We start from the raw sequence: 2035 nt of genomic DNA, 5'->3' as shown, positions 1-2035 counted from the left end.
CCGAACTGGCCGGGCTGCTCACCGACGCCGCGCAGAGCGTCTCCGGGGTCCTGACCACCGAGTACCCCACCTCCGCCAGCCGCTCCTACCTGCATCCCGTCCTCGGCGCGCTGTCCGCCGGCCCCCGGGTGGTCTGCGAGTTGAACGACCGGCTCGAAGGGTTCGTCATCGAGGAGCCGCTTCCCTCCACCCCCGCCGGTCTGTTCACCCTGGCGTCCTACGCTTCCGCGCTCGGCTGGCTCACCGAGTCCCTCGCCGAGCTGACCGCCTCCGTGGACCAGATCTGCACGCGCGTCGGCATCCCCGCCGAGCCGCCGGACCCGGCCTTCACCGCGCACTCACCGGCGGAGCAGGACGACGAGTTCGACTTCGCGTTCAGCGCGCTGGAACTGGCCGCCATCCGCACAGCCGCTGAGGCTGCCGGCCTCAGCCCCGGCGACTACGTCGAGGTGCTCTCGCAGTCCCTCCTCGCCGCCTCCCGGATCACCGACGCCTGCATGGAGATCTCCAGCGGCCTGCTCGAAGACGCCGCGTACGTCCTCGGCGAGGCGACCGATCATGTCTGGATCGGTGAGGGCCCCGACAGTCTGCCCACCCTGGTGCGCTCCCTGCTCGCCCGGATGGAGGCGGCCGAATGAACCCCCATGACATGGCGAAACGGCCCGGCGCGCACTTGGTCGCCGAGGAGTTCGGTGTCGAGGACCCCTGGGCGCTGAGCGACGGCCATCCACCCCGCGACCCGCTTCACCTCCTCGGCCGGATGGTCGCCGAGGCCGCCTGCGATGTCGACGAGTTGCACAGCGAGCTGACCCGCGCCGCCCAGTCCGCGATCGAGCTTCTTGAGCCCTTCGGGCGGGGCGACAGCGCTGGCCTGCGCGGCTGGGACGGAATTCTGCGCACCGCAGGTCCGCAGATCGATCTGCTCGCCGCCCGCAGGAGTGCGGCATTCGAGCAACTGAACCAGGCCGTGTCCACGTACCACCGCCTTCTGCCCGAGTCCGACACCGAGCAGGCCTCGAAGGCACCGCGCCAGAGCCTGGGCCTGCCCCCGGAGCAGGCGCCGGGGCGGGACGACGACTGGGCCATCGCGGGTGGTCGCCAGCTCGGAGCCCTTGAAGCCGTGGAGGCGGGCGGGCTTCGATTCCACCAGAGCGCGGCCTACGGCTACATCTATCTCTCCGACGGACGGGGCCAACGCCCCAACCCGGAGGTCTGGCCCGAAACCGTCCAGCGGCTGGTCACCGACGGGCTGTTGGACCAGGACACCAGCGAGGGACTGTACCGGCCTGGACAGCTCCTCTCGCTCACACCGCAGGGCGAGGCGGCCCTTCGGGATGCACGTACGGCCACGCCGCGCGTATCCGCCGCCCTCAGCCGCAGCAACACCGCGGCGATCTCCGACGTCGTCACCGATTCAGCTGTCGCACCCGCAACAAGCGCGGCCACCCAGCCTTCCCGTTCCCGCTGATTCCCCCCGGAAAGGACGCCCCCCATGTCCACCGCGATCCACACCCGCCACCTGGTCGAGCACCGGTACGGCCGCCCGCTGGAGGACCTCCGGCGCGACAGCGCGCATGGCGGTTCGGGCGATCCCGTTCTGCCGATCGTGCTGCGGCGGCTCGGCGGTCTGGCCGAGACGAACGCTCATGCCCGCGCCGCCCGCCGCAACCTCGACACGGCCTGGCAGCGCTGCCGCTCCGGCGAACACGCCCTCGACGACCTCGTGCTGCGGTACGCGGCGGAAGTCGTGGACCTCGAACGCCAGGAACAGTCGGAAGCCGAGGCGGTGTGGGACCTGCTGGACGTCCGCCTCCTGCTGGACCAGCCTGCCGCCCGCCGGCCTTCGGCCCGGCGAACCGGACCCGCGCCAGGCGATGAGGACCTCATGGCCATCGCCCGCCAGATCGCCGCCCGTCTGCCCCGGCTCAACCGCGAAGCCCTGCGCCAGGGCCTGCGCGACCGAGGCATCCACGTCAGCAACCGCCGCCTCGGCACGGTGCTCCAGCGTCTTCGCGCCGAGCGCGACCCTCACTGA

The 2035-nt window shown here is 71.7% G+C and carries 3 protein-coding genes; all 3 read left to right on the top strand.

Annotation, left to right across the window (positions count from 1 at the left end):
* Positions 1 to 638 (top strand): hypothetical protein (locus tag RB628_RS40345; protein ID WP_318325621.1); only part of this gene is annotated, 638 nt, incomplete at its 5' end.
* Complete coding sequence (locus tag RB628_RS40340; RefSeq protein WP_318325620.1) at positions 635 to 1468, top strand: large ATP-binding protein; 834 nt, start codon at positions 635 to 637, stop codon at positions 1466 to 1468. The genes RB628_RS40345 and RB628_RS40340, both read left to right, overlap by 4 nt.
* A gap of 24 nt (positions 1469 to 1492) precedes the next feature.
* A complete protein-coding gene (locus RB628_RS40335) occupies positions 1493 to 2035 on the top strand; it encodes a hypothetical protein (protein ID WP_318325619.1) in 543 nt (180 codons plus the stop codon).

Source organism: Streptomyces sp. ADMS, from assembly GCF_033441795.1.
Classification (GTDB): Bacteria; Actinomycetota; Actinomycetes; order Streptomycetales; family Streptomycetaceae; genus Streptomyces.
This window is presented reverse-complemented; position numbering and strand designations above follow the sequence as displayed.